Genomic DNA, 23404 nt, shown 5'->3' with positions numbered 1-23404 from the left:
ACAACCCCTTAGGCAGCATGATGACACGCCAGCACCAGATGGTTTATTCAACATGCCTATAGTGATGCAGACGCCCGAGCATGGGCGCGCTACGGACATAGCCCCGACGGAATGATCATCACCTCCATAGGAGGTGGTTTATGGATGACAAAAAAGCCCGCAGCAGCGGGCTTGTTCAAGCTAGCCGGCGGGACGACTCAACCCGCCAGGCAGGCCGCCAGATCGGTCTGCAGCAGGGCGCCGAAGCCATGGAGTGCCACCCGCACCAGCTCATCGCCGGCAAACTCCTCCGGCAGGGCACCGCCCTCGATCCACAGGCCATCCAGGATGGCGTTACAGGCGATGGAAAGCTCCCTGAGCTGCTGCTCGTCCACCGCCCGCCCCTGCTCGGCAAACAGATCGGCGATCAGCGCCTTGATGTGCCGCCGCAGCAGGTTATAGGTCTTGCGGTGACTCTCGCGCATGGCGTCGTGGTGAAACAGCATCTGAAAGAAGCCGGCCCACAGGGCGATGACCTGGGGGGCTATGATGGGCGGTCGCACCGAGGCCTCCACGAAGCGCGCCAGCCGGCTGCCCGCCGAGGCGAACTCGCCCTCCGCCGCCTGGGCCGCCACGTCGATGAGATCCGTCATGTGCTTCTCATAGGCGGCAATGATCAGCTCCTCCTTGCTGCGGAAGTAATAGCGGATCAGCCCCTGGGTGACGTTGGCCTCGTCGGCGATGGAGCGCACGGTAGCAGCCTTGACGCCGTCCCGGGCGATGAGCCGCAGGGTGGCCTCGATAAGCTCAGCCTTGCGACTCTCGGACATCGCTTTGCGTGGGGTTCTGTGTTTCTCGTTCATGGTGCTTCGCATGGTTCAATTCGCCGACTCGCCCGGTCAACCGGTTTCGAGTGAGTATTCTTTGGCCGGCGATCCTAGCATGTCTCGCCGGTCGGATCAGCCAGCCGGATCGGCCCCGCCCTATTCCCCCACCGGATAGCGCCCGGCCAGGTGACGAAAGCCCAGGGTGATGAGCCCGGCGATCACCAGGTACACGGCCGCCAGCAGCAGCAGGGGCTCGTAGACGATGAAGGTCTCCTGGCGGATGCGGCCGAACACCGCATAGACATCGATAAAGGCGATGGTGGCGGCCAGCGGTGTGGCCTTGAGCTGCAGGATCAGCTCGCCATTCAGGGTCGGCAGCACCCGCTGGATGGCGCAGGGCAGCCAGATGCGCCGCAGCAGGGTGAAGGGAGTCATGCCCATGGCGCGGGCCGCCTCCAGCTGGCCGCGAGGCACCCCCTTCAGGGCGCCGCGCATCACTTCCCCCTCGTAACCGGCGAACGACAATGTCAACGCCACCAGGGCATAGGGCCACACCTGGGTGAGATAGGGCCACAGCCAGCTTTGCCGTATGCCGGGAAGATAGGGAAACAGCGAACCCACCCCGTAATAGAGCAGCCACAGCTGCAACAGGATGGGCGTGCCGCGGATCAGGGTGCAGAAGCTGTGGGCCAGCCAGGCCAGCGGTGCCGGCCCCTGGACCTGCATGAGCGCCAGGGGAATGCACAGCACAAAGCCCAGTAGCACGCTGCCGATGAGCAGCAGCAGGGTATGGCCGAGACCTGCGAGGATCGCCGGCCAATAGCGCAGCAGCCAGGCCCACTGCAGGCCAAACACCATGGCCAGCAGTAACGCCACGCCGATGCCCAGCAGCAACAGGCGGTGGGGCCGGCTCAGCAGGGAGTCAAGCATGGGCCCTCCCCGGCAGCAGCCGCTGCTCCAGCCACTTGAACAGCCAGTTGGACAGCAAGGAGACCAGCAGGTAGAGGACACCCGCGGCCATCAGAAACAGGAAGTAATGCTTGGTGGCGCCAGCGGCCTGGCGGGCCGCCAGGGTCAGCTCGGCAAAGCCCACCACCGCCAGCAGCGCCGTGTCCTTGGTGGCGATGAGCCAGAGGTTGGAGAGCCCCGGCAAGGCGCCGGGCAGCATGGCCGGCAGCAGGATGCGACGAAACACCTGCCAGGGCCGCATGCCAAAGCTGTGGGCCGCCTCCAGCTGCCCCAGGGGCACCGCATTCATGGCGCCGCGGATCACCTCGGTGGCGTAGGCGCCCTGGACGAAGGCGATGACCAGCACCCCCGCTACCAGGCCGTTGATGGCCAGCTTGCCCAGCCCCAGCCAGCCCAGCAGGCTGTTCAGCGCCTGGGGCAGCGCAAAATAGACCAGCAGGATCAGCACGAGCTCAGGCACCGCCCGCACCAGCGTGGTGTAGAGGGTCACCAGATCCTGGCCCAGCAGGCTGCGGCTGCGGCGCAACTGGGCGCCCCCCAAGCCAATCAGCAGGCCCAGCAGGTAGCCCAGGCCCGCCACCAGCAAGGAGACCCCCAGGCCGCTGAGCAGGGTGCCGCCCCAGCCTGGCGGGGCGAGGGCCAGCAGCTGGCCCAGGCTCATGGTCTGATAGTTGGTCACGCGGGTCTCCTGTCCGGCCCCGGCTTATTCGCCGTAGATGTTGAAGTTGAAGTACTGGGCGGTGATCTTGTCATAGGTGCCATCGGCACGGATAGCCTGGATCGCCTGGTTCAGGCTGCTCTTCAAGGCATCGTTGCCCTTGCGCAAGCCAAAGCCGATCCCCTTGCCCAGCAGGGCATCGTCCTGGGCCACCAGGCCGGCATCGCTGCAGCAGCCCTTGCCCTCGTCGCTCTTCAGGAAGGTCTCCAGCACCAGGGCGTCCGCCAGGGTGCCGTCGATGCGGCCGGCAAACAGATCCTGATCTGCCTCATCCTGGGTCTGATACTCCTGGATGGTGGCGTCCTTGAAATACTGCAGGGCATAGGCCTGGTGGATGGAGCCGGACTGTACGCCGATCTTGCGCCCCGCCACCCCGGCCGGGGTCGGCTTGATGTCGCTGCCGGCGGCCACCGCCAGCATGGCGCCGGTCTGGTAGTACTTGTCGGAGAAGTCGATCACCTGGCTGCGCTCATCCGTGATGGACAAGGAGGCGGCGATGACATCGATCTTGTCCGCCAGCAGGGAGGGAATGATGCCGTCCCAGGCCACCGCCACGAACTGGCAATCCAGCTTGGCCTGGGCACAGACCGCCTTGGTGATGTCGATCTCCCAACCGGAATAGTGGCCGGCGGCGTCCGCCACGGCGAAGGGCGGATAGGGTTCGGTAGCGACACCGATGCGCAGGGGCTGGGCCAGAGCGGACAGGGAAGCCAGGGACAATCCGGTAACGAGTACGAGCTGTTTGCGGTTCATGAGTTTCTTCCTTGAGCGTGAATGACCCTAGGGTCGCAAGTGGTTAATCCTCGGCAAAAACCTGCTGCATGCAAGCCTGGTGGGCCTGGCTGCTGCCTGTTTTGCCATTTACCGACGCACTGATTTATACAGTTGCATAACTTTATGCGTCCGTATAACGTGTATGTCAATGAGTTTTTGACCAGTGCAGGATCAGGAGGAACCCATGAACCAATACGGCTGCCAGAGCATGGCAAATACGATGACCCAGGTGCTGATGCGCCGCCCCGGCCCCAGCCTGCTGGCCGCCGATCCCGACAAGTGGCACTACAACAGCCTGTTCGATGCCCAGCAGGCCCTGGCGCAGTACGACGCCTTCGCCAGCCTGATCGAGGCCTCCGGTGCCCAGATCCACTGGCTGCCCGATGACAACGACGGCCTGGCCGATGCCATGTTCACCCGCGACGCCTCCCTCATCACCCGCTTTGGCGCCATCCCGCTGCGGATGGGCAAGCCCCTGCGCACCGCCGAGCCCGCCTTGCACCGCCGCTTCTTCGAGGCCCAGGGCATCCCGGTGCTGGGCCAGCTGGAAGGCGAAGCCAAGGTCGAGGGGGGCGACACCATCTGGCTGGACGAACATACCCTGCTGGTGGGCCTGGGTTTTCGCTCCAACCGCGAGGGGGTCCGACAGCTCAACGCCCTGCTCAATCCCCATGGCATCGAGGTGCTGGGCTTTGACATGCCCTACTGGGGCGGCGAGGCGGCCTGCCTGCACCTGATGTCGGTGATCTCCCCCCTCACCGAGACTAAGTACCTGGTGCACCCGCCGCTCATTCCTGCGGCCCTGTGGCAACTGCTCAAGGATGTCGGCATCCAGATGGTGGTGGCGCCGGAAGACGAGTTCACCGCCTCCTTCGGCCTCAATCTCAATGTGCTGCCCACCAGCCCCGATCACTGCATCATGATCGACGGCTTCCCCAAGACCCGGGCAGCGATGGAGGCCAGCGGCACCCGGGTGAGCGTGTTTGCCGGCGATGCCCTGTGCATGGCCTGTGAGGGCGGCCCCACCTGCCTGACCAACCCCCTGGTGCGCTAAGCCGCCGGGAACAGGGTTCGCGCCGCAGATGAAAAAGGCACGCTTGGCGTGCCTTTTTATTGATGGAGGTGGAGTAAAACCTAGCCGGTCAACCCCAGATGGCGGGCATGAAAGCGCAGATGATCCTCGATAAAGCTGGCGATGAAGTAGTAGCTGTGATCGTAGCCGGCATGGCGACGCAGGGTCAGGGGATAACCGCTGTGCTGAGCCGCCAGCTCCAGCTGTTCGGGCATCAGCTGCTCGGTCAGGAAGCTGTCGTCCAGCCCCTGATCCACCAGGGTCGGCAGCCCCTGGCTGGCCTCGCGCATCAGCAGGCTGGCATCGTGCTCTCGCCAGTGTTGCGGCGCCTCCCCCAGGTAGGCGGTGAAAGCCTTCTTCCCCCAGGGACAGGCCACCGGGTGGCTGATGGGGCTAAAGGCCGACAGGCTGCAATAGCGCGCCGCCTCCCGGAGGCCTATGGTCAGGGCGCCGTGCCCCCCCATGGAGTGCCCCGCCAGGGCCCGGCGCTGGCTCACCGGAAAGTGTGCCTCGATCAGGGCCGGCAGCTCCTGCACCACATAGTCATACATGCGGTAGTGCCGCGCCCAGGGCGCCTGGGTGGCGTTGAGGTAGAACCCCGCCCCCTGGCCCAGATCGTAGGCGGCATCATCGGCGACATCCTCCCCGCGGGGGCTGGTATCCGGCGCCACTATGGCCATGCCCAGCTCGGCGGCCAGCCGCTGGGCACCGGCCTTCTGCATGAAGTTTTCATCCGTGCAGGTGAGGCCTGACAGCCAGTAAAGCACGGGCACCGGCTGCTGCTCGCTGGCCTGGGGCGGCAGGAAGATGGCAAAGCGCATGGTGCAACCCAGGGTGCTGGAGTCGTGGCGGTACTGCTTGTGCCAACCGCCGAAGCTCTTGTTGCAGCTGATGTTTTCAAGCGTCATGGAGCTCTCCTTGACGACGCGGGCCTGGCCCGCGCCCTGGTACTTAGAAGTGAATGACGCTGCGGATGCTCTTGCCGGCGTGCATCAGCTCGAAGGCCTCGTTGATCTCGCTCAGCCCCATGGTGTGAGTGATGAAATCATCCAGCTTGAACTCGCCGGCCAGATAGCGCTCGACTATGCCGGGCAGCTCGGAGCGGCCCTTGACGCCGCCGAAGGCGGAGCCGCGCCAGACGCGCCCGGTCACCAGTTGGAACGGCCGGGTGGCGATCTCCTGGCCGGCGCCGGCCACCCCGATGATCACCGACTCGCCCCACCCCTTGTGGCAGCACTCCAGGGCGGAGCGCATGACGTTGACGTTGCCGATGCACTCGAAGGAGTAATCCACGCCGCCGTCGGTCAGCTCGACGATGACCTGCTGGATCGGCTTGTCATAGTCATTGGGGTTGATGCAGTCGGTGGCACCCAGCTTGCGGGCCAGCTCGAACTTGCTCTCGTTGATGTCGATGGCGATGATGCGGCCGGCCTTGGCCATGGTGGCCCCTATGATGGCCGACAGACCTATGCCCCCCAGGCCGAAGATGGCCACGCTGGCGCCGGCTTCCACCTTGGCGGTGTTCACCACGGCGCCCATGCCGGTGGTGACCCCACAACCCAGCAGGCAGACCTCTTCCAGCGGCGCGCTGGGGTTGACCTTGGCCAGGGAAATCTCCGGCAGTACCGTGTATTCGGCGAAGGTGGAGCAGCCCATGTAGTGATAGATGGGCTGGCCATCCTTGAAGAAGCGGGTGGTGCCGTCCGGCATCAGCCCCTTGCCCTGGGTCTCGCGGATCTTCTGGCACAGGTTGGTCTTGCCAGACTTGCAGAACTTGCACTCGCCACACTCTGGGGTATAGAGCGGGATCACATGATCCCCCACCTGCACGCTGGTGACGCCCTCGCCCACCGACTCGACGATGCCGCCGCCCTCGTGGCCCAGGATGCAGGGGAAGACCCCTTCGGGATCGTCACCGGAGAGGGTGAAGGCATCGGTATGGCAGACGCCGCTGGCCACGATGCGCACCCGCACCTCACCGGCCTTGGGCGGCAGCACGTCCACCTCTTCGATACGCAGCGGCTGGCCCGGGCCCCAGGCGATGGCCGCCCGGCATTTGATCACATCACTCATGGAAGACTCCTCAGGGGAATGGCCGGCGCAGAGGGCCGGCGGTGCCTCATTATAGGAGCCGGTTAAAACTGAAATAATCCAGGCAACTTGCAAATGACTTTTGCCAGATGGTAATAATCTGCCGGTCAGCAGGAGGAGTGAGCCAATGGTGCAGTGGGATGGGGTCTGTGAATTTGTCGCCGTGGTGGAGTGCCAGAGCTTCACCGCCGCGGGACGGCGGCTCGGCGTCTCCACCGCCCAGGTCAGCCGCCAGGTGAGTGCCTTGGAGGAGCGACTGGCGGTGCGGCTCATCAACCGCACCACCCGCAAGGTGGCCCTCACCGAGGCCGGCCAGCTCTATTACCAGCAGTGCCGCCCTGTGCTCGATGGCCTGGAGGCCGCCGAACGGCTGGTGACCAACCTGCAGCAGCGCCCCATGGGCCGGCTGCTGATGACGGCGCCGGTCACCTATGGCGAACGCACCCTGGCACCGCTGATCAACGACTTCGTCGCCCGCTACCCCGAGCTGGAGGTGCGGCTGGAGCTCACCAACCAGACCCTGGATCTGGTGCAGCAGGGCTATGATCTGGCCATTCGCCTGGGCCGGCTCACCGACTCGACCATGATGGCCCGCCGGCTGGCCAGCCGCCGGCTGTTTTTGTGTGCCAGTCCCGCCTACCTCGCCCGCCACGGCGCCCCCCACAGCCTGGGGGAGCTGGAGCGCCACAACTGCCTGCTGGGCACCCTGGATTACTGGCGCTTTCAAGAGGGTGGCCAGTCCCGCAACGTGCGGGTGCACGGCAATCTGCGCTGCAACAGCGGTCAGGTGCTGGTGGATGCCGCCCTCAAGGGGTTGGGGCTGGTGCAACTGCCGGATTACTACGTACAGGATCTGCTGCAAGACGGCAGTCTGCTGGCCCTGCTACCCCAGTATCAGCCCGACGAGGAGGGCGTCTGGGCCCTCTATCCCCACAACCGTCACCTCTCCCCCAAGGTACGCATGCTGCTGGATCATTTAGCCGCCGCTCTGGAAGGGCGTGCAGCCACCCGCTAACGCCGGTTCGATATCGCTAAACTCGACATCAATAAGAGATGCGACAGACGCGATCGGGTTTGAGCGGCACCTGCCTGGCGCCCGCCTTCAGGCCGCCTGCGGCAGTCCGACACAGTACGCTTGCCGGGCACCGAACCGGATCTGCTTATCCGGTAGTTGAGAGAGGTATACGGCGCTGAGTGAGGGAGCCTGCGCTAATGCGCGCCCTGCGGGGCCGTCGCGCCGCGACCTTGTCTCGCTACGCGCGGCTCGAACCCCACGCTAGTTCTCATCCCACGAACCCGTACACAAAATTCAGATACAAAAAAAGCCGCAATACTGCAGCTCTCTTTAGAAGATGGCGGTGAGGGAGGGATTCGAACCCTCGATACGTTGCCGTATACACACTTTCCAGGCGTGCTCCTTCAGCCACTCGGACACCTCACCGTTTTTGATCTCTTGTTTAAGGCGTGAGATCTCACCTTGCGTATGACGCTGATGTCGCACGGCCTGGCCGATTGGACGGGCGGTAATGTAAGAAAAAGGGCTGGGGAGGTCAAGGGCTTTTTCCCTTGCCGCTGTCGACTGCCGATTATTTCTCCAGCCCTGTCTCAACACCCGCGTCGCGTCGGACTCAGGCCACCGCGCTCCTTGGTCCGTCGAGCCGGTCCCAGGCCTCCTCCAGAGTGGGGACAAACTCCAGCCAGCCGGGTTCGGCGCTGAACTTGGCCCGCGCCAGTGTCTTCAAAGGCTGAAACGGCACCTCGGCGATCAGCAGCCGCACCCCATCCTGACGCAACTGACGACAGCAGGCCTCGAAGGCGTTGAAGCCGCCGGCATCCAGGATGGAGACCCCATCCCATTGCAGCACCACCCCTTGCAGCCCCTGGGCCCGGCCTTGCAGCTCGGCAAACAGCCGGTCGGCGGCGGCAAAGAACAGCGGGCCCGAGATCTTGTAGGCCTGCCAACCCTCGGGGATGCGGTGGCTATGGCGGCGATCCAGCGAGAGATCCACCAATCGGGTCATCTTGGCGATGTCACGCATAAACAGCAAGGAGGCCAGTACTATGCCAAAGGTGATGGCCACCACCATGTCAAACAGCACCGTCAGGCTGATGCAGATCAGCATGATGGCGATGTCGTTGAAGGGCGCCTTGCGAATAAGGCCCCAAACCTTGTGGGCCTCACTCATGTTCCAGGCCACCATCAACAGCAGGGCCGACATGGCCGCCAACGGCAGGGCGGAGAGCTGTGAGGCCAGGGCCAGCAACGCCAGCAGCACCACCAGGCCATGCACCATGGCCGCCACCGGCGAGCTGGCGCCGGCCCGCACATTGGCGGCGGAGCGGGCAATGGCGGCGGTGGCCGTGATGCCGCCGAAGAATGGCGCCAACAGGTTGCCGATCCCCTGGCCGATGAGCTCTGTGTTGGAGTGGTGTTTGCGCCCCGTCATGCCATCAAGGACCACGGCACACAGCAGGGATTCAATGGCACCCAGCAGCGCCATGGAGAAGGCCGCCGGCAGCAAGGCGCGAAACAGCGACCAGTCCCAGTGCAATGGCTGCCCATCGGGCCCCGGCAGGTTCCAGGGAAAGGCAAAGGCCGGCAGGCTGGAGGGAATGCCGTGACCGGTCGTACCATCCGCCAGGGTATAGCTGAAACGGCTGCCGATGGTCGCCACCTCGACCCCCTGCCCCGCCAGCAGGTAGGCAACGCCCCAGCCCAACAGCACCGCCGGCAAATGCCCCGGTAAGGGCAAGTGCAGCCGCGGCCAGATCAACAAGGTAGCCAGGGTCACGCCTCCCACCAGGGTATCGCCCCCCTGCCAGCTGGGCAGTGCCTGCCACAGGGCCTGCACCTTATCGACATAATGTTCCGGCATCTCCAGCAGGGTCAGCCCGAAGAAATCCTTGATCTGCAAGGTGGCGATGACGATGCCGATGCCCATGGTAAAACCCAGGGTCACCGGCATGGGGATATAGCCGATCAGCCGACCCAGGCGGCCCAAGCCCATCATGACCAGCATGGCGCCACACATCAGGCTGGCCACCAGCAGACCGGCGACACCAAATTGTTGTGCCACCGGGTAGAGGATCACCACAAACGCCGCCGTGGGGCCGGAGACGCTGAAGCGGGAGCCGCCCAGCGCAGCAATCACCACCCCGGCAATCACGGCGGTATAGAGGCCGTGTTGCGGCGGCACACCACTGGCGATGGCCAGGGCCATGGACAGTGGGATGGCGATGATGCCCACGGTCAACCCGGCCAAGATATCCTTGAACAACCGCTGCAAACCATAGGACTCGGATAGGCAAGCCTCCCGCAGGGCACTGGCCAGCCGGATACGTTGTCGTTGTGAATACATCAGATAGGAGCTCCGCACAGGAACAAGAGACAAAATGAACCGCGACACCATACGCCGAATATGGAAATATGGTGTGACATGGATCACATTTTATCGGGTAATTGGCGTTTGCCAGTTTATGGTTCGGCAGGGACCTGTTTGGGGTGATAAAGTCAGTAACAGTTTGATTACTATCTGGTCATGGATGACAGGTGAGGAGCAGGGCTTGGGGCGGGTTGGCGCTATCCTGGTGGGTATCGGCTTGTTATGCTCGGCGGCCCAGGCAACCGAGTCGCTGCGCTTCGCCTCCTTGGAATGGCCGCCTTATGTGGGCGCCCGCCTCCCTCAAGATGGCTTGGTCGGCCAGCGGCTCCACCAGGCCATGGCACGGTTGGGCAAACAGGCCCAGATCGATTACTACCCCTGGCGCCGGGCCTTGCGGCTGGTGCAAACCGACTCTCCCTATGTGGGCTACCTGCCGGAATATGCTTCGCCGCGACTGACGAAGAACTTCTATTGCAGCGATCCCCTGATGCCCGCCCCCTTGGGGCTGGCCCAGCGTCGAGATCAGCCACTCATCCGTTGGCAACGGCTACTCCAGCTGCAGCCCTACCGCATCGGCGTGGTAGCCGGTTACGTCAACACCGAGGATTTCGATACCCTGGCCAGCGCCGGCCTGCTGCATACCGATGCGGCCAACTCGGATCGCAACAACCTGCGCAAGCTGGCCGCCGGCCGTATCGATCTGGCGGTGGTGGATCCCCTGGTGTTTAGCTACCTGTTGCGCCATGACCCGGAACTGCGTCCCTTGGCCAGCCAGCTCACCATGTCCCCCCGGTTGTTGGAATTCAAACAGCTGGTGGTCTGCTTTCGCCACACGGAGCAAGGTCGTCAGTTGCGCGATGGCCTCAATCAAGCCCTAGCCAAATTGGCCCCTTCACCCATGCGGATGCCACAGCCCCCTAAACCAGTCGAGCAATAGCATAAAAAAAAAGCCCGCCAAACGGCGGGCAATCAGGGTTTTCGTTGGGTTAGTTAAAGCGGGTGTAATCCGGGCTGTACTTGTCCACCACCACGGCACAGACGGCGTCGCCTGTGATGTTCAGGGCGGTACGTATCATGTCGAAGATACGATCCAGGGCAAACAGCAGCGGCAGGCCTTCAATGGGAATGCCGGCAGCCAGCAGCACGGCCACCACCAGGAAAGACGGACCCGGCACACCGGCCTGCCCCACGGCACCCAGGGTGGCGGTCAGTACGATGGCGGCATAGGCCCCCAGGCTCAGATCCACGTTGAACACCTGGGCAAAGAAGATGGCCACCAGACCGTAGTAGATGGCGTTGCCGGTCATGTTGATGGTGGCCCCCAGCGGCAGGGTGAAGGCGGCCGTGGTATTGCTCACCTTCAGCTCCTCTTCACACACCTCCATGGTCACCGGCAGGGTGGCCATGGAAGAGGCGGTTGAGAAGGCCACGATCTGGGCCTTCTTCATGGCGGAGATGAAGCGGCCCACCGGCATCTCGGAGAAGAACTTGATGATGAGCGGATACACCACGAAGCCGTAGATCAGGATGGCGGCCAAGTAGACGAAGAACAGCTTCATCACCACGGTCAGCACGCCAAAACCAAAGGTACCCACCGCATCGGCCATCAGGCCAAACACCCCCAGCGGCGCAATCAACATCACCTTGTTGATCATCCACACGAAGGCTTCCACGACAGTGTTGATACCGTTCACCAGCGGCTTGACCCGATCCCGCGGCTGGTTGGCCAGGGCGATGCCAAAGAACAGGCAGAACACCAGGATCTGCAGGATGTTGGCTTCGTTCAGGGACTGGAACACGTTGGTGGGGATCATGCCCAGAATGGTCGCCACCACCCCCGGCAGTTCACCCTTGTCGGCATATTCGTTGGTGAACATATGCTGATAGTCGGTGAAATCCACTCCAACGCCCGGCTGGAACAGGTGCCCCATGGCCAGCGCCAGCATCACCGCCAGCGCGGAAGTCACCAGGAAGAACAGCAGGGTGGTAACCCCCAGCTTGCCGGCAGAGGGGCTCAGACCCAGGTTGGCGGCGCCTGAGATGATGGCGACCGCCACCAGGGGTACCACCAGCATCTTGATCAGGTGAATAAACAGGCTGCCCAAAGGAGCAAACATGGCGGCCTGCTCCCCCATCATGGCCCCCACCAAGGCGCCGATGATCATGGCGATCATCACTTGAACGCCGATATTGGCAAGACTTTTCTTAATCACGGGATACGTCCTTTTGGTTTATAGTCAATTCGGTTCCATCCTTGCCGAACAATCTCACAAGCCGGCATAGGGCAATTAGGCCGCTTTTCTAAACAATCCCACCACCAATGGCAACCGTTTATCCGCTTTGGCACTGCAAAAATGTCATTTCATACACATATCTCACTATCGCTAGATTCAAAAGAGCACCAGCCATTACCGGTGGCATTCGGCTTGCCAGAGGCGCAGCGAATGGAGAGCGGCCGTCATGCATTTAACATACTCCCTGCGATGCCGCACCATTGGGTAATGGCTGTTGTGATGAGCGCGAAATCGCAACTGAGATGATCCAGGTGGTATTGCAAGCGATTTCAATAAGTTGACAGGTAATTTGCGCTTGATCACAGATTGCTCTGCGAGGAAAATCCGCCGCAGTTTCGATCTTAACAAGGATGTGTCATGCGTCTGTATCGCCCTCTGCTCCCCCTCCTGCTGTCCGCCAGCCTGCTGCCGGCCTGGGCCGCGACCGGCCCAGCCCTGGTCTACACTGGCGGCGACTTCATCGCCGAGCAGCAAAACGCCCAGATCCACAAGCAAGCCGTCACGCTGTTTACCCAGATGAGCGGCGTGTCGGTCAAGGAGATCACCCCCGTCGGGGCCGCCGACCGCCTCACTCAGCTGCGCCAACTGGCCAGTGACGGTTACAGCCCGATTGTGGTGATAGGCAACACCCAACTCCCCACCCTGCAACAGGTCGCCAGCGAGTTCCCCCAAGCAAAGTTCACCCTGATCGATGGTCAGCTGGCGCTGCCCAATGTGCAATCGGTGCAGTTTAACAAGCAAGAGGCCGCCTTCTTAGTGGGTGCCCTGGCCGCCATGGTGTCAGAGACGGGCCTGTTGGGCTTTGTCGGCGGCATGGATCTGCCGGCAATCCACAAATCCGGCTGTGGATTTGCCCAGGGGGCCCGTTACGCCAACCCCTCCGTTCAGGTGAGCGAGCAATACGTTACCTCGACGCTGGATCTGGCCTTCAACGATCCCAAGAAGGGGGCCTTTACCGCCAAGCAGCTGATTGACGAGGGCGTGGATGTGCTGTTCGCCGACGCACACGGCACGGGGTTGGGGGTCTATCAGGCCGCTGCCGATGCCAGCGTGCGCGCCATCGGCGCCACGTTCCAGCAAGCCGACCTGCATCCTGGCACCATGCTCACCGCCATCTACCAGAACGTGCCCAAGGCGGTATTGACCAGCCTGACACAGGCGCAAGCCGGGCAATGGCAAGCGGGCAACCGCCAGTTGGGGCTGGCAGAGGATTATGTGGGCTGGGTGGATGACCAGAGCAATGCCGGCCAGATCCGCCCAGCCCACTACCGCATACTGACACAGCTCCAGCAGGATATTGTCGATGGCAAGCTGCAGGTGCATGACTTCAGCCTGACCGGCAGCTGTCTGTTCCCGCAGGTGGCCGGCGGCTTGTGTCAGGTGAGTGAAAGCGGCGAGGCGGGCCACTGTCAGGGCTAAGCATCCGTCACCACCTCATGCAAGAGGGCTCGCCTAGGCGAGCCCTCTTCATCATCCAGCGCCGGCAGATTACTGGGCCTGGGCTTCCCTGGCACGGGCGGCCGCTTCTTTGATCAAGGGTTGCAACTCGCCTTGCTGGAACATCTCCAGCATGATGTCGCAACCGCCCACCAGCTCGCCGGCCACCCACAGCTGGGGGAAGGTTGGCCAGTTGGCATATTTGGGCAGCTCGGCGCGGATATCGGGATTTTGCAGAATATCCACGTAGGCGAAGGGTTCACCGCAGGCCATCAGGGCCTGGGCCGCCTGAGCGGAGAAACCGCAGCTGGGCAGCTTGGGCGAGCCCTTCATATAAAGCAGAATGGCGTTATCCGCGATTTGCTGTTTGATCTTATCAATGGTTTCCATCTAGGTCTCGCTCTGGTTTGCCGTCAAACCGGCATTCTACAAAAACGCCTTGCCGACTCAAGGTTGGCGCGCTGCAGCAGGGCAGGCCGCGCCAGCAGAAGGCGTAACGGAGGTGTTAAATTTTATGGCGATTATTGTGGTATTGAACCTGCACCTTTGATATAAATCAAGGGCTATCTGAGGGACCTTTTCGATACCCTCAGCCTTAATTGACCATGGAGAGTGTACTTATGGCTTTTGAACTGCCGGCCCTGCCTTACGAAAAGAATGCTCTGGAACCCCATATCTCCCAAGAAACCCTGGAATTTCACTACGGTAAGCACCACAACACCTATGTGGTAAACCTGAACAACCTGGTTCCGGGTACCGAATTTGAAGGCAAGAGCCTCGAAGAGATCATCAAGACCTCCAGCGGTGGCATCTTCAACAACGCCGCCCAGGTTTGGAACCACACCTTCTACTGGCACTGCCTGTCTCCCAACGGCGGTGGCGTGCCCACCGGCGAGCTGGCGGCCGCCATCGACGCCGCCTTCGGCTCCTTTGACAAGTTCAAGGAAGAGTTCACCAAGTCTGCCGTGACCAACTTCGGTTCTGGCTGGACCTGGCTCGTGAAGAAGGCCGATGGCACCCTGGCCCTGCAGAACACCTCCAATGCCGGCTGCCCGCTGACCGACGGTGTCACCCCGCTGCTGACCGTGGATGTGTGGGAACACGCCTACTACATCGACTTCCGTAACCTGCGTCCCAAGTACATGGAAGCCTTCTGGGCCCTGGTCAACTGGGACTTCGTGGCCGCCAACCTGGCCGCCTGATAGGTCTACCAGCAGTCCAAGACGGGAGCTCAGGCTCCCGTTTTTTATGCGGCGGTTGGGCCTGCGCCGCCGGCCCCTTGTCGTCACAACCGGTTTCAGGCATGGTGCCTGGCACCGGTGGCACGGCGCCGTGTCACCCCATTGCCCTTTAGGAGTCAGCCATGAAACTCGCCCTGGTGGGTGCCGGCAAGATAGTCCTGTCTTGCCTGGATGCCCTAAGTCAGCTTGACGGTATCACCCTGGTCGCCCTGTGTGTCCGGCCCCAGAGCCAGGCCAAAGGCGAGGCTCTGCAACAACGCTATGGCATCCAGCGTCTCTATACCGACTATGCCCAGCTGCTGGCCGACGCAGAGGTGGAGGTGGTTTATCTGGGCCTACCCAATCACCTGCACTTCGACTATACCCGGGCGGCCTTGCAGGCTGGTCGTCACGTGATCTGCGAAAAACCCTTCACCTCCAACCTGGCGCAATTGCAGCAGTTGGTGACCCTGGCCAAGGCCCAGCAATGCTTCCTGTTCGAAGCCATCACCAATTTGCACAGCCCGCAGTTTGCCGCCATCCAGCAGCAGCTGCCCCGGTTTGGGCCGATTCGGTTGGTGCAATGCAACTACTCCCAGTACTCCAGCCGTTACGATGACTACCTGCAAGGCCAGGTGCACGCCGCCTTCGACCCGGCCAGCTCCGGCGGCGCCCTGTACGACATCAACCTCTATAACGTCTACCTGGTCTGCGGCCTGTTTGGTAAGCCGCAGCAGGTCAGCTATCACTGCCAGCGGGGACACAACGGCATCGACACCTCAGGCGTCCTGCTGCTGAGCTATCCCGGCTTTACCGCCGTGTGCTGTGGCGCCAAAGACTCCGCCAGCCCATCCCATGTCACCATCCAGGGAGAGAAGGGTTACGGCCGCATCAATGATGCCCCCAACAGCTGTCATGCCGTGGAATGGCAGGTCGCCGGGGAAACCGGTGGCCAGGCGGAAAGCAGCAGCCTCAATCAGATGGTGCATGAATTCCGGGCCTTTGCCGACTGCCTGCAACGGCAGGACTTGGCCCGCTGTTATGCCTGGCTGGAGACGGCCTTGATCGTCGCCGAGGTGCTGGAGCAAGGCCGCCGCAGTGCGGGTATCCGCTTTGCCGCTGACGCACCCCTCGCCTAGCCGGCCAACAAGGCGATCCAGACGCGCTGGATCGCCGCCCCCGCCACCGTGACTGCGCAAAAAAGCAACAACCCTTGCCTTCCCCTTTGCTGCGCATCGGGTATAATCCGCCATCTTTTTTAACATCTGATGCCGCCTTCGCCATGACCGTAAACACCTTCGACCCCAACGCCCCTAGCAGCTGCGCCACCACCACCCTCGGCCAGATGCTGGAGGAGCAACCGGCAGCACCGACCCAGGCCGCCCCCGGCGCCGCCCGCATCGGCTTTGTCTCCTTGGGCTGCCCCAAGAACCTGGTGGATTCCGAGCGCATCTTGACCCAGTTGCGCACCGAAGGCTATGAGGTGGTCAACCGCTACGACAATGCCGAGCTGGTCATCGTCAACACCTGTGGTTTCATCGACAGCGCGGTGCAGGAGTCTCTGGAGGCCATCGGTGAGGCCTTGGCAGAAAACGGCAAGGTGATCGTCACCGGCTGCCTGGGCGCCAAGGAAGATCAGATCCGCGCCGTGCACCCCAAGGTGCTGGAGATCAGCGGCCCCCACGCCTACGAGCAGGTACTGGATCACGTGCACCGCTATGTGCCCAAGCCCCAGCACAATCCCTTTGTCAGCCTGGTGCCGGCCCAGGGGGTCAAGCTGACCCCGCGCCACTATGCCTATCTGAAGATCTCCGAAGGCTGTGACCACCGCTGTACCTTCTGCATCATCCCCTCCTTGCGGGGCGATCTGGTGAGCCGGCCCATCGGCGAGGTGCTGGCCGAGGCCAAGCGCCTCAAGGAAGCCGGGGTCAAGGAGCTGCTGGTGATCTCCCAGGACACCTCGGCCTATGGCGCCGATCTCAAGCACAGAACCGGCTTCTACGACGGCCAACCGGTGCGAACCCACCTCACCGCCTTGTGTCAGGAACTGGCCAAGCTGGATATCTGGGTGCGCCTGCATTACGTCTACCCCTACCCCCATGTGGATGATCTCATCCCCCTGATGGCCGAAGGCAAGGTGCTGCCCTATCTGGACTTGCCGCTGCAACACGCCAGCCCGCGCATCCTCAAGTTGATGAAGCGGCCGGGCTCGGTGGAGCGCACCCTGGAGCGCATCCGCCGCTGGCGGGAGATCTGTCCCGAGATCACCCTGCGCTCCACCTTCATCGTCGGCTTCCCCGGCGAAACCGAAGAAGACTTCCAGATGCTGCTGGACTTCCTGGAGCAGGCGGAACTGGATCGGGTGGGCTGCTTCCCCTACAGCCCGGTGGAAGGCGCCAAGGCCAACGAGCTGTCCGACTCCGTCCCCGAAGAGGTGAAGCTGGCCCGCTTCGATCGCTTCATGGCCACCCAACAGGCCATCTCCACCCGCAAACTGGCCCGCAAGGTAGGTCAGACCCTGTGGGTCATGGTGGATGAGGTGGACGAGGAAGGCGCCATCGCCCGCACCGCCGGCGATGCCCCCGAGATCGACGGCGTCGTCTATCTCAACGGCGTCATCAGCGTGCAGCCGGGTGACCGACTGCGGGTCAAGGTGGAGCACGCCGACGAATACGACCTCTGGGCAACCCCGATATAACAATCGGTTACAGCTTGTCAGTGTGGCGGGCCTGGTTAACAATAGCCCGTCAGAAGGCATACCTAACCAGGCCGTACCATGAAGATATTGTTGGTCGAAGATGACAAGCTGCTGAACCATCACCTGAAAACCATACTGCAGGAAGCCGGTAATCAGGTGTATGCCGCCAGCCGGGCCGACGAGGCACTGCACTACACCCAAGACTACCCCGTGGATGTGGCTATCGTGGATCTGGGTCTGCCCGATTGCGATGGTCTGCTGCTGATCCAGCAACTGCGGGAGCGGCAGATCGGCTTCCCCATCCTGGTGTTGACCGCCCGGGGCAACTGGCAGGACAAGGTGGCTGGCTTGGATGCCGGCGCCGATGACTACATGGTCAAGCCGTTCAACAAGGACGAGCTGATGGCCCGGCTCAACGCCCTGGTGCGTCGTAGCGCCGGTTTCATCTCCCCCAAGGTCACCGCCGGCCATTATCAGCTGGATCTGACGCGCAAGGAGCTGACCATTGACGGTGAGCCCATGGCGCTGACCCATTTTGAATACACCATCCTCGAGTTTCTGATGCGCCACAGCGGCCAGGTGATCTCCAAGCAGCAGCTGATGGATCAGCTGTATGACGATGGCGAAGGCGATCCCAATACCCTGGAGGTGCTGATCAGCCGGCTGCGCAAGAAATTGGATCCCGAGGGCGATCTGCAACCCATCAGCACCATTCGTCGGCAAGGCTACCTGTTCAACCTGCCATGCCAGTGATACTGCGCTCCCTGCACTTCAAGCTGCTGGCCGCCGCCGTCGCCTTGATCACCCTGCTGCTGCTGCTCATTTTGATGCTGCAGTGGCAGCGCAATCACGATCAGGCCTACCAGACCACGGAGCAGGAGCTGCAGGAAAACCTGGCCCGGCTCTTCTCCTCCAGCCGCACCGTGCCCACCAAGAAGCCCAAGCAGCCCCTGGCGTTTGAGGATCTGAAACTGGCGGCACTGGATGAGGACGTGGACGTGGTGATCTGCCAGGATGATGGCCACACCCTCTGGCACTACCTGCGCCAACCGCAGTTTCAACATGCCACGCAAGACTTTTGTGTGGATTTCGCCCGCCAGCGCAAGCTGGTCACCAACGATTTCGCCTTCCGGCTGGATGACCGGGATCCCCAGGCGCCCTTCTTCATCTACGACCTGCGGCTGGAACGCTACATCGGCAAGCCCATCACCTTCATGATAGTGCTGCTCTCCCCGGCTAAGCCGCTGCTGGACAAGCTGGCGCGCCAGGATAAGCGCTCGTTGCGCGATATCGTGCTGATCTGGCTCTCCGGTATCCTGCTGCTGGTGCTAGGCACCCGCTGGGGCCTGAGTTCGCTGCGCCGCATCCAGCAGCAGATAGAGCAGATCCAGGAGGGCCGCCGCCAGGAGCTGGAGCTGGATGTGGAAGCCGAGTTGCGCCCCCTCACCCGCTCCCTCAACCAGTTGCTGGAGAATGAGCGTAAACAGAAGTTGCGTTACCAGAACACCCTCAACGATCTGGCCCACAGCCTAAAGACGAGACTCGCCCTGATTGAGGCCACCTTTGACGAGGCCAAGGTGACGCCTAAGTTGCGGGAGCAGACCACCCAGCAGGTCAAGCAGATGGATCAGATGATCCAATACCACCTGCGTCGTGCCGTGGCCGGCCGTCAGGCCCTCAACAACCAGGGCATAGACCCCATTCCCCTGCTGCAGAAGTTGCAGGCCACCATGAGCAAGGTTTACCGCCATAAGCAGGTGCAGATCGAGCTGACCTTCGAAGACGGGCTGCAGTTTGCCGGCGAGGCGGACGATCTGTTTGAGCTGATGGGCAATCTGCTGGACAACGCCTGCAAGTTCGCCATCAGTCAGGTGGTGGTGCGGCTGCGCCGGGTGGCCAATCAGCTGATCATCCAGGTGGAAGATGATGGCCCAGGGATCGGAGAAGCCCTGCGGGCCAGGGTGACACAAAGGGGCGTGAGGGCCGATAACTCAGGTGGTCAGGGGATTGGACTCAGCGTCTGTGCCGAAATCATCGACAGTTACGGTGGCCAGCTGCTGATCGGCGACTCCCCCTTAGGGGGCGCCAGCATCCAGCTCAACCTGCCTTGTCTGGAACCCAATAACAAAAACGCCGTCAGATGACGGCGTTTTTGTTTCCCCTTGCTGAGGCTCAAACCGGCTAGGCAGCCTGTTTGTTCAAGTTGGCGATGGTCTGGTTGATCTCCTGCACCGTGTGCTTGTGCAGGGTATCGGCTTGCATGGGCATCATCAGCTTGCCCTGTTCAAACTGGTAACCACCGCGCCCCTGGATATACAGACGACCCTTGAAGAAGGTTTTGACATAACGGGCGATCATCAGAGGCAGGTACTTTTTGAAAATTCTCATTATTGTTCCTTGTCACTGTCAGAGCTGGCTCTCACTCTGTTAGTCGCACTTTATGCCAAATAGTTCCCTCTGATGATTATTAAATCCTCATGACCACGCAAAAGTCCGATGAAAATCACAAGATTCAAACAATGTCATGGGGAGAGGTCATTCGGATCAGTCGTCCCTGTCCCTGCTGCAGAACCAGCTCGGCCAGCCCTGAGGTCACAAATAAGGGCGGCACCAGCCCAGGACACAGCTCGCTGGCGACATAGCCCACCAGCGGCAGGTGGCTCACCAGCAGCACATTCTCCACCCCCTGGGTGGCCAGCACCTGCAGGTAATCCGCCACCTGGCGGGCATGACCATGGGGCACCAGTTCTGGCTCCGGCTGGACCGCGCCTGGCGCAGGCAAGCAGGTGGCCATCACCTCCCAGCTCTGTTGCGCGCGCAGATAAGGACTCACCAACACCAGATCCAACCCCTGGAGCTGCGGCGCCAGCCAGCGCGCCATCTGCAGGGTTTCTTCCCGGCCTTTGGCGGTCAGGGCCCGCTGGCTGTCCGTATCGGCCACCAGCTCGGCCTCGCCATGACGCAGGATATAAATGTTCATCGGTAACCCGCCTTAACGGTTATGGAACCCAGGGGGATCTTACTGGCTTCCCCCGGGTCAGACAATCTTTGTCCCACAGAGAAACGGTTTGCGCCCAATCGGGGACAGGTCAATAATACTTGTTATATCAAGACTCTGGCGATGGCCCTCTCCTCATGCATCCTCATACCAGCCCGAATGATCATCGTCGATACCACTACTTTGTCCTGGCCAATCAGCTCAAAGTCCTGCTGATTGAGGATCCGCAAACCGATAAGTCTGCCGCCTCCCTGGCGGTGCAGGTGGGACACTTCAGCGATCCCCTGGATCGGCAAGGCATGGCGCACTTTCTGGAGCACATGTTGTTCCTGGGCACCGCCACCTATCCCGAGCCCGGCGAGTACCAGGCCTTCATCCAGCGACATGGCGGTAGCAACAACGCCTGGACCGGCACCGAATACACCAACTTCTTTTTCGATCTGCAGCATGAGTTTTTCGAGCAGGGGCTGGCGCGCTTTGCCCAGTTCTTCATCTGCCCCACCTTTGATGCCCGCCTGGTGGACAAAGAGCGGCAGGCGGTGGACTCGGAATACCGGCTCAAATACAAAGACGAGGTGCGGCGGGTCTATCAGGTCCACAAGGAGACGGTCAATCCGGCTCACCCCTTTGCCAAGTTTTCCGTGGGTAACCTAGATACCCTGGCTGACAGGGCCGGCACTGAACTGCGAGAGGAGCTGATTGCCTTCTATCGCAGCCACTACAGCGCCGATCGCATGAGTCTGGTGTTGCAGTCTCCGGCCCCGCTGTCCCAACAGGCCGCCTGGGTCGAGCACTATTTTAGCGAGATCCCCAACCAGCAGTTGGGCGCACCGGCCCCCTGCCCGCCCCTCTATCTGGCGGCACAGCTGGGGATCCGGGTCGAGATCAAACCCATCAAGGAAAGCCGCAAGCTTACCGTCACCTTTCCGCTGGCGGGGGTGGAGCAACACTACCGCAGCAAGCCGCTGACCTTTCTTAGCCACCTGTTGGGGGATGAAGGCCCCGGCAGCCTGTATGCCTATCTCAAGCGTCAGGGCTGGGTCACCACCCTCTCCGCCGGGGGAGGCTTATCTGGCCATGACTTCAAGGATTTTTGTGTCAGTTTCGGCCTGACCCGGGATGGCCTCCATCAGGAAGTCACCATCATAGAGAGTCTGTTTGCCTTTCTGGCCCTCATCCGTGAGCAGGGGTTGGCAGCGTGGCGGTATGACGAGAAGAAACAGGTGCTGGATGCCATCTACCGCTTCCAGGAGGGGATCCGGGCCATCGATAATGTCAGTCATCTGGCCATGAACCTGTTCCACTATCCTGCCGAGGAGGTGGTGCGCGGCGACTATCTGATGGAAGGCTTTGATGAGTCCTTGGTCGCCCACTATCTCGAACAGCTCACCCCCGATAACATGCGGCTACAGCTGGTGTCCCCCCTGGCAAAGACGGATCGCCAGGCCGCCTGGTACGACACCCCCTATCGGGTGGAACCCATCGACCCCATCTGGCTCAAGCTCTGGCGACAACCTCGGCAGGCGTTATTTTGTCAGCACCTGGCCCTGCCAGCGGTCAATCCGTTTATCTGTCAACAGCTGGAACCACAAGCCGTGTCAGAGGTTCATTCGCAACCGCAACGCCTGGTGGGCCGTCCCGGCCTGCGGCTGTGGCATCTGCACGATGCGGATTTTCGGGTGCCCAAAGGCAACCTGTTTATCGCGGTAGACAGTGAGCATGCGGTGCGCTCTCCCCGCCATATCGCCACCATGCGGCTTATCATCGAGTTATGGCTGGATCACCTCAACGAGCTGACCTATGCCGCCGGCATGGCCGGGCTCAACTACCACGCCTACGCCCATCAAGGTGGCTACACCCTGCAGCTGGGCGGTTTCAGCGCGCCCCAGGTGCGCTTGCTCGGCCTTATCCTGAAGAACCGCACCTTTGGACGGGTGGATCCACAGCGGTTTAACCTGATCAAGCAACAATTGACCCAGAGCTGGGAAAACCAGCTCAAGGGCCGCCCCATCAGCCTGCTGTTCAACCACCTCACCAGCGTGCTGCAACCCAACAACCCGCCGGTGGAGGATCTGCTGCCACAGCTGGAGGGCATCAGTCATGAGCAGTTGCCCGAGTTTGTGCAGCAGCTTTACAAGGCCGTGCACCTGGAGGTGCTGGCCCATGGCGACTGGACACAGCAGCAGGTGCGGGAGATTGCCGGCCTGCTGGAACGGGAGATGACCCCCCTGAGTCTGCCCAGCCGCGAGACCCGCCGCGCCCTGATGGACTTGCGTGGCCAGGGCAGCTTGTTACGTCAGCGCCACTGCCCTCATCAGGACTCCGCCGTACTCATCTATTACCAGAGCCCGGGTACCAGCCCCCGGGACATAGCGCACTTCACCCTGGCCAACCACCTGATGGGTCCGGTCTTCTTCCACCATCTGCGCACCGAGCAGCAGCTGGGCTATGTGGTGGGCACAGGCACACTGCCACTCAATCGCCATCCCGGCTTGATCCTCTATGTCCAGTCGCCTGTGGCCGGCCCCCAGGCGCTGCTGGATGCCATGGACATCTTTATCGATGAGTTCCCCACCCTGCTGCAGACCATGTCGGAAGAAGAGTGGCAGCAAAGCAAGGCGGGTCTCATCAGCCAACTGGCCGAAAAGGATGCCAACCTGCGTAGTCGTAGCCAACGGCTGTGGGTCTGCGTCGGTGGCCGGGACTTCTCCTTCGATCAAAAAGAGCAGGTGGCCCTCTATCTGGAACAGATCAGCCGGGCCCAGATGCTGCGCTTTTTGCGCAAGCTACGCGCCAGCTTTGCCGATCGTCTGGTGCTGTTCAGCCAGGGCGAAGCCCACCAGGAGGAGGCCCCCCTGGCGCAAGGGCGCTACATTGACGATTTGGCCGCCTTCCGCCAGACCAGCCAGTACTTCTTCAATCTCTAGTCTCTCGTGGCTAGAGG

General features: G+C 61.9%; 21 protein-coding genes and 1 tRNA gene. 10 read left to right on the top strand and 12 right to left on the bottom strand.

Translation table 11 applies throughout. The annotated features are described in order from the left end of the window. Positions 1–197 precede the first annotated feature (197 nt). The 4 genes from ABD847_RS04690 to ABD847_RS04675 all read right to left on the bottom strand — a co-directional run bounded on the left by ABD847_RS04690 (position 198) and on the right by ABD847_RS04675 (position 3246). A complete protein-coding gene (locus ABD847_RS04690) occupies positions 198–809 on the bottom strand; it encodes a TetR/AcrR family transcriptional regulator (RefSeq protein ID WP_345010550.1) in 612 nt (203 codons plus the stop codon). Positions 810–962: 153 nt separating this feature from the next. Continuing rightward, positions 963–1736: an ABC transporter permease gene (locus tag ABD847_RS04685; RefSeq protein ID WP_345010549.1), complete on the bottom strand. Its 774-nt coding sequence runs from the start codon at positions 1734–1736 to the stop codon at positions 963–965. Then, positions 1729–2454 (bottom strand): ABC transporter permease subunit, encoded by a 726-nt coding sequence (locus ABD847_RS04680; RefSeq protein ID WP_345010548.1) that lies wholly within the window; start codon positions 2452–2454, stop codon positions 1729–1731. Before ABD847_RS04680 ends, ABD847_RS04685 begins: the two co-directional genes overlap by 8 nt. Positions 2455–2478: 24 nt before the next feature. Then, a complete protein-coding gene (locus ABD847_RS04675; RefSeq protein WP_345010546.1) occupies positions 2479–3246 on the bottom strand; it encodes a transporter substrate-binding domain-containing protein in 768 nt (255 codons plus the stop codon). A gap of 205 nt (positions 3247–3451) precedes the next feature. On the opposite strand from ABD847_RS04675, the gene ABD847_RS04670 reads away from it, so the two are divergent. Beyond that, positions 3452–4321 carry a dimethylarginine dimethylaminohydrolase family protein gene (locus ABD847_RS04670; protein WP_345010544.1) on the top strand — a complete coding sequence of 290 codons (870 nt, stop codon included), beginning with the start codon at positions 3452–3454 and terminating at the stop codon, positions 4319–4321. An 80-nt stretch (positions 4322–4401) separates the two neighbouring features. Here the strand turns inward: ABD847_RS04670 and fghA are convergent, their stop codons facing one another. Both fghA and ABD847_RS04660 read right to left on the bottom strand, forming a co-directional pair. After that, positions 4402–5247, bottom strand: coding sequence for an S-formylglutathione hydrolase (fghA, locus tag ABD847_RS04665; RefSeq protein ID WP_345010542.1), 846 nt, complete (start codon positions 5245–5247; stop codon positions 4402–4404). A 43-nt stretch (positions 5248–5290) separates the two neighbouring features. After that, a complete protein-coding gene (locus ABD847_RS04660; RefSeq protein WP_345010539.1) occupies positions 5291–6412 on the bottom strand; it encodes an S-(hydroxymethyl)glutathione dehydrogenase/class III alcohol dehydrogenase in 1122 nt (373 codons plus the stop codon). Positions 6413–6557: 145 nt separating this feature from the next. Here ABD847_RS04660 and ABD847_RS04655 point away from each other — a divergent pair, with 145 nt between their 5' ends. Continuing rightward, positions 6558–7445, top strand: a complete 888-nt coding sequence (locus tag ABD847_RS04655) for a LysR family transcriptional regulator (protein WP_345010537.1) — start codon at positions 6558–6560, stop codon at positions 7443–7445. A 338-nt stretch (positions 7446–7783) separates the two neighbouring features. On the opposite strand, the gene ABD847_RS04650 is transcribed toward ABD847_RS04655, so the two are convergent. After that, positions 7784–7871 (bottom strand) — tRNA-Ser (locus ABD847_RS04650). 187 nt (positions 7872–8058) lie between these two features. After that, positions 8059–9789: a C4-dicarboxylic acid transporter DauA gene (gene dauA / locus ABD847_RS04645; protein ID WP_345010535.1), complete on the bottom strand. Its 1731-nt coding sequence runs from the start codon at positions 9787–9789 to the stop codon at positions 8059–8061. Positions 9790–9994: 205 nt separating this feature from the next. Here dauA and ABD847_RS04640 point away from each other — a divergent pair, with 205 nt between their 5' ends. Further along, complete coding sequence (locus ABD847_RS04640; RefSeq protein ID WP_345010533.1) at positions 9995–10750, top strand: substrate-binding periplasmic protein; 756 nt, start codon at positions 9995–9997, stop codon at positions 10748–10750. A gap of 49 nt (positions 10751–10799) precedes the next feature. Here ABD847_RS04640 and ABD847_RS04635 read toward each other — a convergent pair whose 3' ends face one another. Further along, positions 10800–11987, bottom strand: coding sequence for a dicarboxylate/amino acid:cation symporter (locus ABD847_RS04635; RefSeq protein ID WP_345010566.1), 1188 nt, complete (start codon positions 11985–11987; stop codon positions 10800–10802). Between the two features lie 477 nt (positions 11988–12464). On the opposite strand from ABD847_RS04635, the gene ABD847_RS04630 reads away from it, so the two are divergent. Then, positions 12465–13526, top strand: coding sequence for a BMP family lipoprotein (locus ABD847_RS04630; RefSeq protein ID WP_345010531.1), 1062 nt, complete (start codon positions 12465–12467; stop codon positions 13524–13526). 69 nt (positions 13527–13595) lie between these two features. Here ABD847_RS04630 and ABD847_RS04625 read toward each other — a convergent pair whose 3' ends face one another. Continuing rightward, positions 13596–13934, bottom strand: a complete 339-nt coding sequence (locus ABD847_RS04625; RefSeq protein ID WP_345010529.1) for a Grx4 family monothiol glutaredoxin — start codon at positions 13932–13934, stop codon at positions 13596–13598. 230 nt (positions 13935–14164) lie between these two features. Between ABD847_RS04625 and sodB the strand changes: the two genes are divergently transcribed. From sodB to ABD847_RS04600, 5 genes are all read left to right on the top strand, one after another. Beyond that, a complete protein-coding gene (gene sodB / locus ABD847_RS04620; RefSeq protein WP_345010527.1) occupies positions 14165–14746 on the top strand; it encodes a superoxide dismutase [Fe] in 582 nt (193 codons plus the stop codon). A 161-nt stretch (positions 14747–14907) separates the two neighbouring features. Beyond that, on the top strand, positions 14908–15903 hold the full coding sequence (locus ABD847_RS04615) for a Gfo/Idh/MocA family protein (RefSeq protein WP_345010525.1): 996 nt from the start codon (positions 14908–14910) through the stop codon (positions 15901–15903). Between the two features lie 206 nt (positions 15904–16109). After that, positions 16110–17462, top strand: a complete 1353-nt coding sequence (gene rimO, locus ABD847_RS04610) for a 30S ribosomal protein S12 methylthiotransferase RimO (RefSeq protein WP_345010563.1) — start codon at positions 16110–16112, stop codon at positions 17460–17462. Positions 17463–17540: 78 nt separating this feature from the next. After that, the gene (locus ABD847_RS04605) at positions 17541–18215 is read left to right on the top strand and encodes a response regulator (RefSeq protein ID WP_345010522.1); all 675 of its coding nucleotides are present in this window, start codon (positions 17541–17543) and stop codon (positions 18213–18215) included. Further along, on the top strand, positions 18206–19606 hold the full coding sequence (locus ABD847_RS04600) for an ATP-binding protein (RefSeq protein WP_345010519.1): 1401 nt from the start codon (positions 18206–18208) through the stop codon (positions 19604–19606). Before ABD847_RS04605 ends, ABD847_RS04600 begins: the two co-directional genes overlap by 10 nt. Before the next feature lie 37 nt (positions 19607–19643). Here the strand turns inward: ABD847_RS04600 and ABD847_RS04595 are convergent, their stop codons facing one another. Then, positions 19644–19850, bottom strand: a complete 207-nt coding sequence (locus tag ABD847_RS04595) for a DUF1107 domain-containing protein (RefSeq protein WP_345010518.1) — start codon at positions 19848–19850, stop codon at positions 19644–19646. A 124-nt stretch (positions 19851–19974) separates the two neighbouring features. Continuing rightward, a complete protein-coding gene (sixA, locus tag ABD847_RS04590; RefSeq protein WP_345010517.1) occupies positions 19975–20442 on the bottom strand; it encodes a phosphohistidine phosphatase SixA in 468 nt (155 codons plus the stop codon). A gap of 155 nt (positions 20443–20597) precedes the next feature. Between sixA and ABD847_RS04585 the strand changes: the two genes are divergently transcribed. Continuing rightward, positions 20598–23387, top strand: a complete 2790-nt coding sequence (locus tag ABD847_RS04585) for an insulinase family protein (RefSeq protein WP_345010516.1) — start codon at positions 20598–20600, stop codon at positions 23385–23387. Positions 23388–23404: the final 17 nt, after the last annotated feature.

Source organism: Pseudaeromonas paramecii (assembly GCF_039540575.1).
GTDB classification, from domain to species: domain Bacteria; phylum Pseudomonadota; class Gammaproteobacteria; order Enterobacterales; family Aeromonadaceae; genus Pseudaeromonas; species Pseudaeromonas paramecii.
This window is presented reverse-complemented; position numbering and strand designations above follow the sequence as displayed.

Coding starts and splice junctions, on each gene's coding strand:
- ABD847_RS04690 (WP_345010550.1), bottom strand. CDS start 809: ATGTCCGAGAGTCGCAAGGCTGAGCTTATCGAGGCCACCCTGCGGCTC.
- ABD847_RS04685 (WP_345010549.1), bottom strand. CDS start 1,736: ATGCTTGACTCCCTGCTGAGCCGGCCCCACCGCCTGTTGCTGCTGGGC.
- ABD847_RS04675 (WP_345010546.1), bottom strand. CDS start 3,246: ATGAACCGCAAACAGCTCGTACTCGTTACCGGATTGTCCCTGGCTTCC.
- ABD847_RS04670 (WP_345010544.1), top strand. CDS start 3,452: ATGAACCAATACGGCTGCCAGAGCATGGCAAATACGATGACCCAGGTG.
- fghA (WP_345010542.1), bottom strand. CDS start 5,247: ATGACGCTTGAAAACATCAGCTGCAACAAGAGCTTCGGCGGTTGGCAC.
- ABD847_RS04660 (WP_345010539.1), bottom strand. CDS start 6,412: ATGAGTGATGTGATCAAATGCCGGGCGGCCATCGCCTGGGGCCCGGGC.
- ABD847_RS04655 (WP_345010537.1), top strand. CDS start 6,558: ATGGTGCAGTGGGATGGGGTCTGTGAATTTGTCGCCGTGGTGGAGTGC.
- dauA (WP_345010535.1), bottom strand. CDS start 9,789: ATGTATTCACAACGACAACGTATCCGGCTGGCCAGTGCCCTGCGGGAG.
- ABD847_RS04635 (WP_345010566.1), bottom strand. CDS start 11,987: ATGATCGCCATGATCATCGGCGCCTTGGTGGGGGCCATGATGGGGGAG.
- ABD847_RS04630 (WP_345010531.1), top strand. CDS start 12,465: ATGCGTCTGTATCGCCCTCTGCTCCCCCTCCTGCTGTCCGCCAGCCTG.
- ABD847_RS04625 (WP_345010529.1), bottom strand. CDS start 13,934: ATGGAAACCATTGATAAGATCAAACAGCAAATCGCGGATAACGCCATT.
- sodB (WP_345010527.1), top strand. CDS start 14,165: ATGGCTTTTGAACTGCCGGCCCTGCCTTACGAAAAGAATGCTCTGGAA.
- ABD847_RS04615 (WP_345010525.1), top strand. CDS start 14,908: ATGAAACTCGCCCTGGTGGGTGCCGGCAAGATAGTCCTGTCTTGCCTG.
- rimO (WP_345010563.1), top strand. CDS start 16,110: ATGCTGGAGGAGCAACCGGCAGCACCGACCCAGGCCGCCCCCGGCGCC.
- ABD847_RS04605 (WP_345010522.1), top strand. CDS start 17,541: ATGAAGATATTGTTGGTCGAAGATGACAAGCTGCTGAACCATCACCTG.
- ABD847_RS04600 (WP_345010519.1), top strand. CDS start 18,206: ATGCCAGTGATACTGCGCTCCCTGCACTTCAAGCTGCTGGCCGCCGCC.
- ABD847_RS04595 (WP_345010518.1), bottom strand. CDS start 19,850: ATGAGAATTTTCAAAAAGTACCTGCCTCTGATGATCGCCCGTTATGTC.
- sixA (WP_345010517.1), bottom strand. CDS start 20,442: ATGAACATTTATATCCTGCGTCATGGCGAGGCCGAGCTGGTGGCCGAT.
- ABD847_RS04585 (WP_345010516.1), top strand. CDS start 20,598: ATGCATCCTCATACCAGCCCGAATGATCATCGTCGATACCACTACTTT.